Source organism: Janthinobacterium sp. J1-1 (assembly GCF_030944405.1).
Classification (GTDB): domain Bacteria; phylum Pseudomonadota; class Gammaproteobacteria; order Burkholderiales; family Burkholderiaceae_D; genus Janthinobacterium.
This window is the reverse complement of sequence record NZ_CP132339.1, coordinates 5,672,196-5,686,985: the sequence shown is the minus strand read 5'-3', so window position 1 is coordinate 5,686,985 and position 14,790 is coordinate 5,672,196. Positions and strand designations below refer to the sequence as shown.

Here is a 14,790-nt window from a genome sequence, read left to right as displayed (position 1 = left end):
AGTTCAGGTCACCGCGTCGCGGCGGGCTTTGACATCGTAGGCTTGCGTGTCAAGGATCTCGCGCAGGATCTCCGTCGCATCCCACACCTCGGCAAAGCTGGTGTACAGCGGCGTGAAGCCGAAGCGCATGATGGCCGGTTCGCGGTAGTCTCCGATCACGCCGCGCGCGATCAGGGCCTGCATCACTGCATAGCCATGCGGGTGCGTGAAGCTGGCCTGGCTGCCGCGCCGCGCATGCTCGCGCGGCGTGACCAGGCCCAATGGATGGCTGGCGCAGCGCTGTTCCACCAATGCGATAAACAGGTCGGTCAACGCCAGCGACTTGGCGCGGATCGCCTGCATGGTGGTTTGGGCAAAGATGTCGAGGCCGCATTCGACCAGCGCCAGCGACACGATGGGTTGCGTCCCGCACAGGGCGCGCGCGATGCCGTCGGCGGGTGCGAAGGCCGGGTCCATGGCAAACGGCGCGCTGTGGCCCCACCAGCCGGACAGTGGCTGGCGGAAGGCCGCCTGGTGCTTTTTCGGCACCCAGATAAAGGCCGGCGCGCCGGGTCCGCCGTTCAGGTATTTGTAGGTGCAGCCGACGGCCAGGTCGGCGCCATCGCCGTTCAGGTCCAGCGGCACGGCGCCGGCCGAATGGGCCAGGTCCCACAGCGCCAGCGCGCCTTGTTGGTGGCAGTGGGCGCTGATGGCAGCCATGTCGTGCTGGTAGCCGCTGCGGTAGTTGACGTGCGTGAGCATGGCCACGGCGCAGTCGCCATCGATCGCCTGCGCCAGCTCGGCCGGGTCGTCGACCAGCCGCAGCTGGTAGCCGCGATCGAGCCAGGCGGCCAGTCCCTGCGCCATATACAGGTCGGTCGGGAAATTGCTGCGTTCGCTGACGATAATGCGGCGCGCGGCGCAGGCAGGGGCCGACGCCTGCATCCGCAGCGCGGCGGCCAGCGCCTTGAACAGGTTGACCGAGGTGGTGTCGGTAATGACGACTTCGCCGTCGGTGGCGCCTAGCAGCGGAGACAACAGCTTGCCCAGGCGTTTCGGCAGGTCGAACCAGCCGTTGGTATTCCAGCTGCGGATCAGGTCATGGCCCCATTCGGCCTCGATCACCTGCCGCGCGCGGGCCATGGCCGCTTTCGGACGGGCACCGAGCGAGTTGCCGTCGAGGTAAATCACGCCGGCCGGCAGGTCGAACTGGGCGCGCAGCGGCGCCAGCGCGTCGTCGTGGTCGAGTGTTATGCAATCTTGTCGGGAAATCATGTTGGCTTTCATGTCGATACTTGTTTTGGATGCATGTGATCGGCTCGGCAAAACGTACCGAACGGGAACGGCAGTGTAGCAAGTCTTGGCTGTCATGCACTATTTTCCTACTTGAAACCAGTATCAAAAGAGCGGTTTTCCCGGGCGTCGCGACAAAATTTCGCTTTTTTTCAAAATATTTTCAAAAGACCCTAAAGTTTCCATGGCAAGCGTCGTAAAAGACTACATAAGAAGAGATGAAAACTTTTTTCAGAATTTTTTTCATAAATTTTTAAAAAAGTCCTCAAGTTCTCGGCGCCGCTGCCGTAACAGGCAGTATGGGTATTTTGATGCAAGTCAAGCCGTTGTAAAAAAGCGATAGCCGTTTTTCTGCAGAAGGTCATCACACTTGATTGTTCAGCGCTCCTCTTTCCACGCTTTTACAGGCGTGCGGCCATGATCGTACCGTGTTTGTAAGACAAACACCTACGGTCCCATCCTCTATTGTCCGGCCAAAAATACAGCGTCGCACCTCTATGCCGTTTTCTGTTGCTCCTTCAGAATGTATCTCACTGGAAACACGAAGTGCTCCAGTTGAAGAATTTAACGGATTGAGGAGATGGAAATGACTGCTAACGACATGATGGCTGAGATTCGCGACGCTAACCTGAGCTACTTGATGCTGGCCCAGCAGATGATCCGCGCGGACAAGGTAACGGCCATCTTCCGTCTTGGCGTGTCGGCGGAAATCGCCGAACTGATCGAAGGCATGAGCAATGCCCAGATCCTGAAACTGGCTGGCGGCAACATGATGCTGGCCCGCTTCCGCTTCGATGACAGCGCCATCCTGGGCATGTTGACGAACTACAATAAGGACCGCTCGCTGGCGCAGTCGCACGCCGCCATCCTGATGGCCGGACAGGGCGTCGAAGAAATCGTGTAAACTGTACCCGTAGTCAATCAGACGGGAGCAGTAGCATGGCCAAAAAGAGTGTCGTCTCGGAAGCACAGGAAATACAGCTTGCGATCGAGTTGATACAGCTGGGCGCCCGCCTGCAGTTGCTGGAAACCGAAGTATCGCTGTCGCGCGAACGCCTGCTCAACCTGTACAAGGAGTTGAAAGGGGTGTCGCCACCGAAAGGCATGCTGCCGTTTTCGACCGACTGGTTTATCACCTGGCAACCGAACATCCACTCCTCGCTGTTCATCAATATCCACCACTTCCTCGTGGAACACGCCGGCGCCACCGGCATCGAAGCCGTCATGAAGGCTTACAAGCTCTACCTCGAACAAATGCCCCCCGAACCGGGCGAAGAGCCGCTGCTGTCGCTGACGCGCGCCTGGACGCTGGTGCGCTTTTTCAGCAGCAAGATGCTGGCCATGGCCACCTGCGGCAAGTGCGGCGGCAAGTTCGTCGTCAACTGCCTCGACCTGAACGCCGATTATGTGTGCGGCCTGTGCCACATGCCTTCGCGCGCCGGCAAGACCAAGAAAGCCCGCGACGAAGCGATTGCGGCGCCATCCGGCAGCGCTGGCTGACCGGCGCGTGTCAGACAAAGTCGGGATGCCGCACCGCCGCCAACGCTGGCGTTTTCACCACTGTTTCCACTCATACTAGCTCCATGCTGCAACAAATCCTGCGCGCGCCCGCGCTCAAGGCGGTCCTGATCCAGGCGCTGGCGTTTCCCTTGATGCTGGGCCTGGTGTATCTGCTGGCACGCGCCGGGGTCGGCATGACCTTGTTCTCGGTGGCCCTGCTGCAGGGAGTGCTGGCGGCGCTGATCACCTGGCGCACCGGGCTGGCGCGCTGGTGGTGCGCGATCGGCCTGCTGTTCGCGCCGGCGCTGCTGGCGGCCAGCGCGCTGGAGCTGCCGCCGCTGTTGTTCCTGCTGGTCTTTATTTTTTTGCTGGGCCTGTACTGGTCCACCTTTCGCACGCAAGTGCCGTTCTATCCGTCGGGGCCGGCCGTGTGGCGCGCAGTGGCGCAGTTGATCGCCGACCGTCCGGGCGTGAAACTGATCGATATCGGCAGCGGCCTCGGTGGCCTGGTGCTGGACCTGGCGCGGCGCCGGCCCGATGGCCAGTTTTGCGGCATCGAGCTGGCGCCGCTGCCGTGGCTGGTGAGCAGCTTGCGCGCGCGCCTGGTGGGCAACCCTGCGCGGTTTGTTCGGGGCGACTATGTGGCGCTCGATTTCGCCGATTACGATGTGGTGTTTGCCTACCTGTCGCCGGCCGCCATGGCGGCGCTGTGGATGCAGGTCGAAAAGCAAATGTTGCCGGGAAGTATGCTTCTTAGTTACGAATTCAAGATCGCCGCGCGTGCGCCCGATAAGACCATTGCCGCCACAGAGCGTGGCCCTTTACTTTACGTATGGTGCTTTTAGGCAATTGTCTGCGTTATTTGCTTGCCGACAGCACAATCTCACGTTATTGTAGTTCCACGCGGCACTTTGCTGGAAGTAGCTTGAAATGTGGTCCGTTTCCAGCTACTTCCGGTTAGCGCAGCAGCAGCGTGCCATGGTAGCTAAACTTCATGCAAGCTTGCCAGAACACTACGGGTATGCATGCCCGGCCACCTTGGGAGTCACAGCACTTGTTAGTCATACTCGGATACATCATCGTTTGCGCCTCGGTGTTCGGCGGTTTCGCGTTGGCGGGCGGCCATCTGGCGGCCCTGTTCCAGCCGCTGGAACTGCTGATGATCGGCGGTGCGGCGGCGGGCGCCTTCCTGGTCGGCAACAATAACAAGGCCATCAAGGCGACGCTGGCCGCCTTGCCCAGCCTGCTCAAGGGTTCGCGCTACACCAAGGACCTGTACATGGAGCTGATGTCGCTGCTGTTCGAAGTGCTCAGCAAGGTGCGCAAGGAAGGCCTGATGTCGATCGAAAGCGATATCGACAGCCCGCAGGAAAGTCCGCTGTTTTCCAAGTATCCGGCCGTGCTGGCCGACCACCATATCGTCGAATTCATGACCGATTACCTGCGCCTGATGGTGTCGGGCAATATGGACGCTTTCCAGATCGAAAACCTGATGGACAACGAGATCGAAACCCATCACCACGAGGGCGCCGTGCCGGCCCATGTGATCGCCAAGGTGGGCGACGGCTTGCCCGCCTTTGGTATTGTTGCCGCCGTGATGGGCGTGGTGCACACGATGGAGTCGGTGGGCCTGCCGCCGGCCGAGCTGGGCATGCTGATCGCGCACGCGCTGGTCGGCACCTTCCTCGGCATCCTGCTGGCCTACGGTTTCGTGGGGCCGTTGGCCAGCCTGCTCGAACAGAAGCTGGAAGAGTCGAGCAAGATGTTCCAGTGCGTGAAAGTGACCCTGCTGGCCAGCCTGAACGGCTATGCACCGGCGCTGGCGGTGGAGTTTGGCCGCAAGGTGCTGTTCTCGACCGAGCGTCCGACCTTCAACGAGCTCGAAGATCACATCAAGAAATCGAAAACGAAGTAAGCAGTGAGGTCACGTTTGCACACCATGAGTTTATCGCCGCACAGGGAAGGGGGACGCCATGGCCGATGAAGGCATGCGCCCGATTATCGTCAAGCGCGTCAAGAAGGTGGCCGGTGGCCATCACGGCGGCGCATGGAAGATCGCCTACGCCGACTTCGTGACGGCGATGATGGCCTTCTTCTTGCTGATGTGGCTGCTCGGTTCGACCTCGAAGGGCGACCTGAACGGCATTTCCGAATTCTTCAAGACGCCCTTGAAAGTGGCGATGGCGGGTGGTTCCGGCAGCGGCGAAAGCAATTCCGTGATCCAGGGCGGCGGCCAAGACCTGTCGCGCCAGGATGGCCAGGTGCGCAAGGCGCAGGAAGAGCAGCAGCGCAAATCCTTCGACCTCAATTCGGCCAAGGCCGCGCTCGAGCGCGAAGAAGGGCGCCGCCTGCAGGCCCTCAAGGCGCGCATCGAGGCGACCATCGACGCCAATCCGCTGCTGAAAAAATACAAGAATCAATTGCTGCTCGATATCACCAGCGAAGGCCTGCGGATCCAGATCGTCGACGAACAGAATCGTCCCATGTTTGCGCTGGCCAACGCCAATCTGCAGCCATATACCAAGGAAATCCTGCACGCCATCGGCTTCGTGCTCAATGAAGTGCCGAACCGGGTCGGCCTGTCCGGCCACACCGATTCGACGCCCTACATGAGCGACGCCGGCTACAGCAACTGGGAATTGTCGGCCGACCGCGCCAACGCCTCGCGGCGCGAGCTGGTGATCGGCGGCATGAAGGAAGAAAAAGTGCTGCGCGTGGTGGGCCTGGGCTCGGCCGCGAACCTGGACAAGCTCGACCCCTTCAATCCGATCAACCGCCGCATCAGCATCATCGTCATGAACAAGCGCACGGAAGAAAACGTCCTGCGCGACGGCGCCGCGATCGAACTGCCGGTGAACGACGCGGCGGCCGCCATCTCTTCGGGGCTGGCGGCTGGCGCGGCGCCGGCAGCACCTCCGGCGGCACCTGCGGCGGCAAAGAAATAGGCATGCATGGCCAGCGTGCGCATCGTAGTAAAACAATGAGATCTCTATGACAAGAAAGAAAATACTTGGCTCGCATGTAAAGCGCCTGTTGTCCGGCGTGTCGGACCATGGCCGCAAGCACCTGACGGAGGTGGAAACCGACCTGGTGCAGACCGGCATCTTGCTGGAAGAGGCGATCGAGAAACTCTCCTTCAACTTCATGGCCATCCATGCGGCGGTGTCTGCGCAACAGGACACGATCGCCCTGCTGCTCGAGGGCGGCGTGCCGCCCGCCGAGCAGCGTGAAAAGCTGCTGGCGCTGCAGGACGAGGTGGGGGGTTACGTGAATGCCGCCATCACCAGCATGCAGTTCCAGGACATGACCAGCCAGCTGATCGACCGTACCCTGAAACGGGTCACGGGGCTGCGCGAGTTTCTTGGCACCCTCGGGTCGCACGGCGCCGAAATGCTGCCGGAAAGCGATAACGAGGAAATCGTGGCCTTGCTTGGGCGCGTCAGCATGGCGCTGGCGATACAAAGCCTGGAATTGCGCAGCGTGCTGCGCAAGGCTGTCAGCCAACAGCATCTGGAAAGCGGCGACATCGAGTTGTTCTAGCCGAGTGCGGAACGCTTGCGGTTGCATGGATCAATTCAATAAACAAGCCGGGCACGACGCCCGGTATAAGTGGGAGCAAAGATGGCCAAAACGATACTTGCAGTGGACGATTCCAGCTCATTGCGCCAGATGGTGGCGTTCAGCCTGAAAGCCGCCGGTTACCAGGTGGTGGAGGCCGTGGACGGCCAGGACGGACTGGAAAAAGCCAAGCTGCAAACCGTGGACCTGGTGCTGACGGACCAGAACATGCCGCGCATGGATGGCCTGGAGCTGATCAAGCTGCTGCGCGAGCTGCCGGCGTACCAGAAGGTGCCCATCCTGATGCTGACGACCGAGTCGTCCGATGAAATGAAATCGAAAGGCCGTGCCGCCGGCGCCAATGGCTGGCTGGTCAAGCCCTTCGATCCGCAGCGCCTGATCGAAGTGGTCAAGAAGGTGATCGGCTGATGCCAGCCGCGCAGCACAACGATGCAATTGACGGAGTCACCCTATGACCATCGATATTAGCCAGTTTTTCCAGGTCTTTTTCGATGAGGCCGAGGAACTGCTGGCTGAAAAGGAACGGCTGCTGCTGGCCGTCGATATTGCGGCGCCCGACGCCGAAGACCTGAATGCGATTTTCCGCACCGCCCATTCGATCAAGGGCGGCGCGTCGACGTTTGGCCTCTCGGACATGAGCGAGGTGACGCACATCCTCGAGTCCCTGCTCGACCGTATCCGCCAGGGCCAGATGGCCCTGACGGCCGAGCACGTCGACGCCTTTTTGGCGGCCAAGGATATCCTCAAGATGCAGCTCGACGGCCATCGCCTGGGCACGGAAGTGGACCAGGACGCGGTCGCCAACGTGCGCATGATGCTGCAGTCGTTCTCGCAGGACGTGCCGGTGGCCGCCCTGACGCCGGTGGCGCCGGCCTTCCACGTGGCTGAAAAAGCCGCGGTCAGCCACGCCGGCGGCCACCGCTTCCGTCTTGAATTGCCGAAGATGGAGCAGCGCGAAGTCGATGCGCTGGCGGCCGAACTGGGCCTGCTGGGAGACGTCGCGGTCACCGTGCTGCCCGATGCGCGCAGCTCTCTGGAAGTGACGACCCATGAAAGCCTGGACGATATCCTGGCCATCTGCTCGTTCGTGCTGAACCCGGACGACATGGTGATCACCCAGGCGCCGCCGCTGGCGCCGGGCGAAGCGACCACCGCGCAAGCGGCGCGCGCGGCCCAGGAAGCGGCGCAGGGCTATGGCTTTTTCGATCCGCTGCCAGGCGCGCCCGGCGCGGTGAAGACCGAGGCCGAGCAGGGCTATGGTTTCTTCCAGCCGCTCGATGAAATCCGCGCCGCCGCCGGCGTGCAGACGGACGCCGAACGCGGCTACGGTTTTTTCCAGCCGCTCGAACAGATACGCGCCAACGCGGCCAGCGTGGCGCCGGTGGTTGCCGCCCCGGTAGTGGTGGTCGCGGCCGATGCCGAAGTCGAGAAAAAACCGGCCAAGAAGGAAGCCGACAAGGCCGGCGCCGAATCGTCGTCGATCCGCGTCTCGATCGAAAAAGTCGACCAGCTGATCAACCTGGTGGGTGAACTGGTGATCACGCAGGCGATGATCGAACAGCGCGCCGGCGCGCTCGATCCGATGCTGCATGAAAAACTGCTCGACAGCGTCAGCCACCTGACGCGCAATACGCGCGACCTGCAGGAAGCGGTGATGTCGATCCGCATGATGCCGATGGATTTCGTGTTCTCGCGCTTTCCGCGCATGGTGCGCGACCTGGCCGGCAAATTGGGCAAGAAGGTCGACTTCATCACCAATGGCGCGGCAACGGAACTGGACAAGGGCCTGATCGAGCGCATCGTCGATCCGCTGACGCACCTGGTGCGCAACAGCATCGACCACGGCGTGGAAATGCCGGCCGCCCGCGTGGCCGCCGGCAAGACCGAGGCGGGCCGATTGTTCCTGTCGGCCAGCCACCAGGGCGGCAACATCATCATCGAAGTATCGGACGATGGTGCCGGCCTGAATCGCGAACGCATCCTGGCCAAGGCGCAGCAGCAGGGCATGGACGTGTCGGACACGATGACGGACGCCGAAGTGTGGCAGCTGATCTTCGCGCCCGGTTTTTCCACCGCCGAAGCGGTCACCGACGTGTCGGGCCGCGGCGTGGGCATGGATGTGGTCAAGCGCAATATCAGCGCCATGGGCGGCGTGGTCGACATCCGCTCGGCCAAGGGCTTCGGCACCACCATTTCGATCTCGCTGCCGCTGACCCTGGCAATCCTGGACGGCATGTCGATCCGGGTCGGCGAGGAAGTATATATTTTGCCGCTGGGCTTCGTGATCGAATCGCTGCAGCCGGCCGTGGAGGATGTCAAGGAGATCGCCGGCCGCGGCCAGGTGGTCAAGGTGCGCGGCGAATACCTGCCCCTGATCCCCCTGTACCAGATGTTCGACATCGCGCCGCGCTTCACCAATCCGTCCGAAGGCATCTGCGTGATCCTCGAGACGGAAGGGCGCAAGGCCGCGCTGTTCGTCGACGACCTGGTCGGCCAGCAGCAGGTGGTGGTGAAAAACCTCGAATCGAATTACCGCAAGGTGGTGGGCATCTCCGGCGCCACCATCCTGGGCGATGGCGGCGTCTCCCTGATTCTCGACGTCGCCGCCCTGATCCGCTCTTCGCGCCAGCTGGCCGACGAGTCCCATATTTTTTCGTAACACCGTTATCACAGATAGGAACGCACCATGTCAGATACTCAACAACTATCCGCCAGCAAGACCAGCGACGGCAAGGACATCGCCGGCCGTGAATTCCTGGCCTTCACCTTGGGCTCGGAAGAGTACGGCATCGATATCCTGAAAGTCCAGGAAATCCGCGGCTACGAAGCGGTAACCCGCATCGCCAACGCGCCTGAATTCATCAAGGGCGTGATCAACCTGCGCGGCATCATCATTCCGGTGGTCGACATGCGCATCAAGTTCAAGCTGGGCACGCCCGTGTACGACCAGTTCACGGTGGTGATCATCCTGAATATCGGCGGCCGCATCGTCGGCATGGTGGTCGACAGCGTCTCCGACGTCACCACCCTGACGCCCGAGCAGGTGAAACCGGCGCCGGAAATGGGCACGGCGTTTTCGACCGACTACATGATCGGCCTGGGCACCATCGACGAGCGCATGCTGATCCTGGTCGATATCGACAAGCTGATGTCCAGCAGCGAAATGGGCCTCATAGACAAACTGGCCGCATAAGGCCAAGCAGTACCAGCACCTGCATCACTACAGCAAAAGCATGACCCGGCGCGAGCAGAGGCGCGCCGGCAGGCCGCAAGGTTCACAGAGACCAGGCCAAGGCACGGCGCGACACGACTATCGTGCGCGCCGTCATCAAACATAGGAGGAGACTGTCATGGGTTTGCGCAATTTCAAGATAGGTACACGGTTGGGGCTGGGCTTTGGATGCATCCTGGCGATCCTGGTGATCGTCGTGGTGGCGGCTACGGCATTGAATTACCGGAACAAGGCCCAGCTGCTGTCGGGGCTGGAACTGGCCAGCGAGAAGAACACGCAGGCGTCGACCATGAAAAGCGCGATGCTGGAAATGGGCATCGCCATGCGCAATATCGGCTTGCAGGGCGACGTCGGCCTGATGCAGGTGGAAGAAAGCAAGGTACGCGAGCAGCGCAAGCAGTACGATGGCGCGCGTGACAAGCTGGGCAAGCTGGGCCTGTCCGATGCCGAAAAGGCGCTGGTGGCGAATATTTCGGCGCTGGACCGTGAGGTCGACATCGCCTTCAAGGAAGCGATGGGCCAGGTGCTGGCGTTTAACAGCGAAGGCGGCGCCAAGGTGATCTCAACCCGCATCGACCCCTTGAACCGCAAGATGCTGGCCGATATCAACCAGCTGCTGCAGTTGCAGCACGCCAGCCAGCAGCGCTTCATGGCCGGTTCGCTGGCCGATGACAAGCAGTTGACGCTGGTGCTGCTGGTGCTGGGCGGCGCGGCCGTGGCGCTGGGCGCCTGGTGCGCGGTGTTCATCACGCGCTCGATCACCCAGCCGCTGTCGGGCGCGGTGGCGGTGGCGCAGAAGGTGGCGGCGGGCGAGCTGACGTCGCACGTGGTGGTCGAAGGCAGGGACGAAACCAGCGCCCTGCAGCAGGCCCTGAAGGACATGAACGAAAGCCTGGTGCGCACGGTGAGCGACGTGCGCCAGGGCACGCAGACGATCACGATCGCCTCGCGCGAGATCGCCAGCGGCAATGCCGACCTGTCGGCGCGCACGGAAACGCAGGCCAGTTCGCTGGAAGAGACGGCGTCGTCGATGGAAGAGCTGACCTCGACGGTGAAACAGAATGCCGACAATGCGCGCCAGGCCAACCAGCTGGCCGTATCGGCCTCGTCGGTGGCACAGCAGGGCGGCAGCGTGGTGGCGCAGGTGGTCGACACCATGGGCTCGATCAAGGACAGCTCGCGCAAGATCGTCGACATTATCGGCGTCATCGACGGCATCGCGTTCCAGACCAATATCCTGGCCTTGAATGCGGCGGTGGAGGCGGCGCGGGCCGGCGAGCAGGGCCGCGGTTTTGCGGTGGTGGCGTCGGAAGTGCGCAACCTGGCGCAGCGCTCGGCTGGCGCGGCGAAAGAGATCAAGGGCCTGATCGGCGACTCGGTCGACAAGGTCGACGCGGGCAGCCGGCTGGTCGATGAAGCAGGGCAGACCATGGGGCTGATCGTCACTTCGATCCGCCAGGTGGCCGACATCATGGGCGAGATCACGGCGGCGACGCAGGAGCAAAGCCATGGCATCGAGGAAGTCAACCAGGCCATCGCGCAGATGGACCAGATGACGCAGCAGAACGCGGCGCTGGTCGAGGAAGCGGCGGCGGCGGCCGAAAGCATGCAGGACCAGGCGCAGCGCCTGGCCGACGCCGTCAGCATCTTCAAGCTGGGCAGCGAGGGCGATGCGCTGGTGGCCAGCGCCGCCGTGACGGCGGCACTGGGACCGGGACCGCGTCCGGCACTGAAGGTGGCCAAGGCCAAGGTCAAGGTAGTGGCGCAGGCGCCGGCGGCCAAAGCGGTCACGCCGCCGCCGGCCAAAAAGCTGGCGGCGGCCAGCGGCGACGATTGGGAAGAGTTCTGACCCTGGCCTGATCCCGGCTCCCGGTCCCGCTGGTATTACTTGCAAGGCATTGTACAAAGCAGTCATAGAAGAGGTAATCAACAAATGCCGCAAACAAAAACGGATTCAGTCAAGGAATTTGACTTTACCGGCAAGGATTTCGAGCGGGTCCGCGCCATGATCTACAAGCGGGCCGGCATCGCGCTGGCCGACAGCAAGCAGGAAATGGTCTACAGCCGCCTGGCGCGCCGCTTGCGCGCGACCGGCATCTCGTCCTTCGTGCGCTACCTGGACGACCTGGAAGCGGGCCGCATGGCTGACGAGTGGGAGGCGTTCACCAACGCGCTGACGACCAACCTGACCTCGTTCTTCCGCGAGGCCCATCACTTTCCGCTGTTGGCGGAACACGTGAAAAAGCTCAAGGGACCGATCACCATCTGGTGTTCGGCCGCCTCCACGGGCGAGGAGCCGTATTCGATCGCCATGACGGTGTGCGAGGCCTTCAATACGCTCACGCCGCCGGTGACCATCATCGCCACCGACATCGACACCAATGTGCTGGCCACGGCCGCCAATGGCGTCTACAACCTGGACCGGCTCGACAAGATGCCGGCCGACCGCGCGCGCCGCTTCTTCTTGCGCGGCAAGGGCGACCGCGAAGGCCAGGTGCGGGTGCGCCCCGAGCTGCGCCAGATGATCACCTTCAAGCCACTGAACCTGCTGGCCGACGGCTGGCCGTTGACGGGGCAGTTCGACGTGATCTTCTGCCGCAACGTGATGATCTATTTCGACAAGGCGACCCAGCGCAAGATCCTGTCGCGCTTCGTGCCGCTGATGAAACCCGACGCCCTGCTGTTCGCGGGCCACTCGGAAAATTTCCTGTACGTGTCGGAGTCCTTGAAACTGCGTGGCAAGACGGTGTATGAGCTGGACCTGTCGCGCAGCACCGCACCCAAAGCATCGTCGCAACGTACCTGAGATTAGCCATGAGCCTCGCACCCAAAGAACAATTCGCCACCAACGTCTATTTCGACCGGACGTTCAACTGCGAAGCCGCCAAGATCCTGCCTGGCGAGTACTACTTCACCAACAAGGACATGCTGATCGTCACCGTGCTGGGATCGTGCGTGTCGGCCTGCATCCGCGACCGCGTCACGGGCCTGGGCGGCATGAACCACTTCATGCTGCCCGACGGCGGCAGCGACACCAACAGCCCGATCTCGGCCTCGATGCGTTATGGCACCTACGCCATGGAGATACTGATCAACGACCTGCTGAAAGCGGGCGCCAGGCGCGAGAACATGGAAGCGAAAGTGTTCGGCGGCGGCGCCGTGCTGCGCGGTTTTACGGCGATCAACGTCGGCGAGCGCAATGCGGCCTTCGTCATCAATTACCTGAAGGCGGAAAAAATGCGCGTGGTGGCCGAAGACCTGAACGACATCCACCCGCGCAAGGTGTATTTCTTCCCGCGCAGCGGCAAGGTACTGGTCAAGAAACTGATGCAGTCGCACAACGACACCCTGGTCCGCCGCGAACTCGATTACGCCAGCCGCCTGAAAGTCGCTCCCGTGGGCGGATCAGTAGATTTGTTCTAACAAAGATCATGAGTAAAGGCCCGTATGGCCTGGAAGGGGAATAAATGAAGATCAAGGTATTGATCGTGGATGACTCGGCGCTGATCCGCAGCGTGATGGCGGAAATCGTCAACAGCCAGCCCGATATGGAAGTGGTGGGCACGGCGCCCGATCCGCTGGTGGCGCGCGAGCTGATCAAGCAGACCAACCCGGATGTGCTGACGCTGGACGTCGAGATGCCGAAGATGGATGGCCTGGACTTCCTGGAAAAGCTGATGCGCCTGCGCCCGATGCCGGTATTGATGGTGTCGTCGCTGACCGAGCGCGGTTCGGAAATCACCATGCGCGCGCTGGAATTGGGCGCCGTCGACTTCGTCACCAAACCGAAAATTTCGATCCAGAGCGGCATGCGCGAATACACCGAAATGATTGCCGACAAGATCCGCGCCGCCTCCAAGGCGCGCATCCGTGCCCGCACCATCGCACCGGCCGGCGCACCGGCCGCGCCCGGCACGGCGCCCTTGCCCATCCTGCGCAATCCGCTGCTGTCGTCGGAAAAACTGATCATCGTCGGCGCCTCGACCGGTGGCACCGAGGCGATCCGCGAATTCCTGATGCAGATGCCGTCGGACTGCCCCGGCATCCTGATCACCCAGCACATGCCCGAAGGTTTTACGCGCTCGTTCGCGCGCCGCCTCGATTCGCTGTGCAAGATATCGGTGCAGGAAGCGGCCGGCGGCGAGCGCGTGCTGCCTGGCCACGCGTATATCGCTCCCGGCCACTCGCACCTGACCTTGACGCGCAGCGGCGCCAACTACATGACCAAGATCGACCAGGGCGAGCCCGTCAACCGCCACCGCCCGTCGGTGGACGTGCTGTTCCGCTCGGCCGCCCAGTTCGCCGGCAAGAACGCGGTCGGCGTGATCCTGACCGGCATGGGCAAGGATGGCGCGCAAGGGATGCTGGAGATGAAGGCCGCGGGAGCGTATAATTTCGCACAGGATGAAGCCAGTTGCGTGGTGTTCGGCATGCCGCGCGAAGCGATCGCCGTCGGTGCCACGCATGAGGTCGGCGCATTGACGGCTTTGCCTGGCATGGTGCTTGGGTACCTGGCGGCGCATGGCATGCGCGCTTTACGCGTGTAAGCCACGTTTCCTATGGTTTCCTATGATAGAGGGCAAGTTTTTTCGCTTAAAAGCAACGAAAATGCTATCCTGTGACTTGCTGCCGTAGTGTCGACCATAATGTCGGCATTCATGTCGATATTATTAACAAACCGCTACAGAAACAACGGAGTTATTCATGGCTGATCCAAAGATGAAATTTTTAGTCGTTGACGATTTTTCGACGATGCGTCGCATTGTCCGGAATCTGTTGAAGGAACTGGGTTATGCCAACGTCGACGAGGCGGAAGACGGTGTGATGGGCCTGGCCAAGCTGCGCGCGGAATCGTATGATTTCGTTGTCTCGGACTGGAACATGCCGAACATGGACGGCCTGACGATGCTGCAGCATATCCGCGCCGATCCGGCCCTGGCCAAGCTGCCGGTGCTGATGGTGACGGCTGAAGCGAAAAAGGAAAACATCATCGCTGCCGCGCAAGCGGGCGCCAGCGGCTACGTCGTCAAGCCGTTCACGGCCGCGACGCTCGATGAAAAGCTGAACAAGATTTTCGAAAAACTGGAAAAAGCCGGCGCCTGATACTGCCGGGGTTGATCCAATAAAAAAGCTGCCAGTGTGAACTGGCAGCTTTTTTTACATCCGGGGTCTGAACTGATGCCGTTAAATTACGCTGTCCGACGCAT

General features: G+C 61.7%; 15 protein-coding genes. 14 read left to right on the top strand and 1 reads right to left on the bottom strand.

The annotated features are described in order from the left end of the window. Positions 1-3: 3 nt before the first annotated feature. Complete coding sequence (gene kynU / locus Q8L25_RS26045) at positions 4-1,254, bottom strand: kynureninase (RefSeq protein ID WP_308922146.1); 1,251 nt, start codon at positions 1,252-1,254, stop codon at positions 4-6. A 604-nt stretch (positions 1,255-1,858) separates the two neighbouring features. Here kynU and flhD point away from each other — a divergent pair. The 14 genes from flhD (at position 1,859) to cheY (ending at position 14,686) form a co-directional block, all read left to right on the top strand. Beyond that, positions 1,859-2,176: a flagellar transcriptional regulator FlhD gene (gene flhD, locus Q8L25_RS26040; RefSeq protein WP_065306444.1), complete on the top strand. Its 318-nt coding sequence runs from the start codon at positions 1,859-1,861 to the stop codon at positions 2,174-2,176. Positions 2,177-2,211: 35 nt separating this feature from the next. Beyond that, positions 2,212-2,772, top strand: coding sequence for a flagellar transcriptional regulator FlhC (flhC, locus tag Q8L25_RS26035; RefSeq protein ID WP_308922145.1), 561 nt, complete (start codon positions 2,212-2,214; stop codon positions 2,770-2,772). 83 nt (positions 2,773-2,855) lie between these two features. Further along, entirely contained in the window at positions 2,856-3,617 is a 762-nt protein-coding gene (locus tag Q8L25_RS26030) for a class I SAM-dependent methyltransferase (protein ID WP_308922144.1), read from the top strand. 209 nt (positions 3,618-3,826) lie between these two features. After that, positions 3,827-4,687 (top strand): flagellar motor stator protein MotA, encoded by an 861-nt coding sequence (gene motA / locus Q8L25_RS26025; RefSeq protein ID WP_308922143.1) that lies wholly within the window; start codon positions 3,827-3,829, stop codon positions 4,685-4,687. Between the two features lie 58 nt (positions 4,688-4,745). After that, on the top strand, positions 4,746-5,717 hold the full coding sequence (gene motB / locus Q8L25_RS26020; protein WP_308922142.1) for a flagellar motor protein MotB: 972 nt from the start codon (positions 4,746-4,748) through the stop codon (positions 5,715-5,717). Between the two features lie 46 nt (positions 5,718-5,763). Beyond that, positions 5,764-6,312, top strand: a complete 549-nt coding sequence (locus tag Q8L25_RS26015; RefSeq protein WP_308922141.1) for a chemotaxis protein — start codon at positions 5,764-5,766, stop codon at positions 6,310-6,312. Between the two features lie 81 nt (positions 6,313-6,393). Beyond that, positions 6,394-6,759, top strand: a complete 366-nt coding sequence (locus Q8L25_RS26010; protein WP_065306416.1) for a response regulator — start codon at positions 6,394-6,396, stop codon at positions 6,757-6,759. Between the two features lie 43 nt (positions 6,760-6,802). Then, entirely contained in the window at positions 6,803-9,010 is a 2,208-nt protein-coding gene (gene cheA / locus Q8L25_RS26005) for a chemotaxis protein CheA (RefSeq protein WP_308922140.1), read from the top strand. A 27-nt stretch (positions 9,011-9,037) separates the two neighbouring features. Beyond that, positions 9,038-9,544, top strand: a complete 507-nt coding sequence (locus Q8L25_RS26000; RefSeq protein ID WP_065306418.1) for a chemotaxis protein CheW — start codon at positions 9,038-9,040, stop codon at positions 9,542-9,544. A 157-nt stretch (positions 9,545-9,701) separates the two neighbouring features. After that, positions 9,702-11,432, top strand: a complete 1,731-nt coding sequence (locus Q8L25_RS25995; RefSeq protein ID WP_308922139.1) for a methyl-accepting chemotaxis protein — start codon at positions 9,702-9,704, stop codon at positions 11,430-11,432. Positions 11,433-11,516: 84 nt separating this feature from the next. Further along, positions 11,517-12,389: a CheR family methyltransferase gene (locus Q8L25_RS25990; protein ID WP_308922138.1), complete on the top strand. Its 873-nt coding sequence runs from the start codon at positions 11,517-11,519 to the stop codon at positions 12,387-12,389. A gap of 8 nt (positions 12,390-12,397) precedes the next feature. Then, positions 12,398-13,006: a chemoreceptor glutamine deamidase CheD gene (cheD, locus tag Q8L25_RS25985; protein WP_094444539.1), complete on the top strand. Its 609-nt coding sequence runs from the start codon at positions 12,398-12,400 to the stop codon at positions 13,004-13,006. A gap of 44 nt (positions 13,007-13,050) precedes the next feature. Further along, positions 13,051-14,130, top strand: a complete 1,080-nt coding sequence (locus Q8L25_RS25980; RefSeq protein ID WP_308922137.1) for a chemotaxis response regulator protein-glutamate methylesterase — start codon at positions 13,051-13,053, stop codon at positions 14,128-14,130. Positions 14,131-14,287: 157 nt separating this feature from the next. Then, on the top strand, positions 14,288-14,686 hold the full coding sequence (gene cheY / locus Q8L25_RS25975; RefSeq protein WP_010396677.1) for a chemotaxis response regulator CheY: 399 nt from the start codon (positions 14,288-14,290) through the stop codon (positions 14,684-14,686). Positions 14,687-14,790 lie beyond the last annotated feature (104 nt).

Excerpts from the sequence above, each read along its gene's own strand:
- kynU (WP_308922146.1), bottom strand. The coding sequence starts at position 1,254 with ATGATTTCCCGACAAGATTGCATAACACTCGACCACGACGACGCGCTG.
- flhD (WP_065306444.1), top strand. The coding sequence starts at position 1,859 with ATGACTGCTAACGACATGATGGCTGAGATTCGCGACGCTAACCTGAGC.
- flhC (WP_308922145.1), top strand. The coding sequence starts at position 2,212 with ATGGCCAAAAAGAGTGTCGTCTCGGAAGCACAGGAAATACAGCTTGCG.
- Q8L25_RS26030 (WP_308922144.1), top strand. The coding sequence starts at position 2,856 with ATGCTGCAACAAATCCTGCGCGCGCCCGCGCTCAAGGCGGTCCTGATC.
- motB (WP_308922142.1), top strand. The coding sequence starts at position 4,746 with ATGGCCGATGAAGGCATGCGCCCGATTATCGTCAAGCGCGTCAAGAAG.
- Q8L25_RS26015 (WP_308922141.1), top strand. The coding sequence starts at position 5,764 with ATGACAAGAAAGAAAATACTTGGCTCGCATGTAAAGCGCCTGTTGTCC.
- Q8L25_RS26010 (WP_065306416.1), top strand. The coding sequence starts at position 6,394 with ATGGCCAAAACGATACTTGCAGTGGACGATTCCAGCTCATTGCGCCAG.
- cheA (WP_308922140.1), top strand. The coding sequence starts at position 6,803 with ATGACCATCGATATTAGCCAGTTTTTCCAGGTCTTTTTCGATGAGGCC.
- Q8L25_RS26000 (WP_065306418.1), top strand. The coding sequence starts at position 9,038 with ATGTCAGATACTCAACAACTATCCGCCAGCAAGACCAGCGACGGCAAG.
- Q8L25_RS25995 (WP_308922139.1), top strand. The coding sequence starts at position 9,702 with ATGGGTTTGCGCAATTTCAAGATAGGTACACGGTTGGGGCTGGGCTTT.
- Q8L25_RS25990 (WP_308922138.1), top strand. The coding sequence starts at position 11,517 with ATGCCGCAAACAAAAACGGATTCAGTCAAGGAATTTGACTTTACCGGC.
- cheD (WP_094444539.1), top strand. The coding sequence starts at position 12,398 with ATGAGCCTCGCACCCAAAGAACAATTCGCCACCAACGTCTATTTCGAC.
- Q8L25_RS25980 (WP_308922137.1), top strand. The coding sequence starts at position 13,051 with ATGAAGATCAAGGTATTGATCGTGGATGACTCGGCGCTGATCCGCAGC.
- cheY (WP_010396677.1), top strand. The coding sequence starts at position 14,288 with ATGGCTGATCCAAAGATGAAATTTTTAGTCGTTGACGATTTTTCGACG.